A 250-nucleotide genomic window follows, 5' to 3' on the forward strand; every position below is an offset into this window, starting at 1 on the left:
TGATCGACCGACAAGGCGGACGTGTCGAGCAGTTTTGCATCCGCTGCGGGCTTAAGCGGCGCGGCTGAGCGCTGACTGTCGCGCTCGTCACGCTCGCGCAAATCCCGGAGCAAGTCATCAATATTAGCAGAAAAGCCTTTTTGTATCAATTGCTTATGCCGCCGCGCCGCGCGGGCCTCCACGCTGGCGGTCATGAACACCTTCAGAACGGCGTCCTGGAAGATGACGGTGCCCATGTCGCGACCGTCCG

The 250-nt window shown here is 60.8% G+C and carries 1 protein-coding gene; it reads right to left on the reverse strand.

Features of this window, described 5'->3' with window-relative positions; translation table 11 throughout:
- The coding region (locus SB822_RS59370; RefSeq protein ID WP_410859410.1) for a (d)CMP kinase at positions 1-250 on the reverse strand (250 nt) is incomplete at both ends.

The organism is Paraburkholderia sp. SIMBA_054, assembly GCF_046534875.1.
GTDB classification, from domain to species: Bacteria; Pseudomonadota; Gammaproteobacteria; order Burkholderiales; family Burkholderiaceae; genus Paraburkholderia; species Paraburkholderia hospita.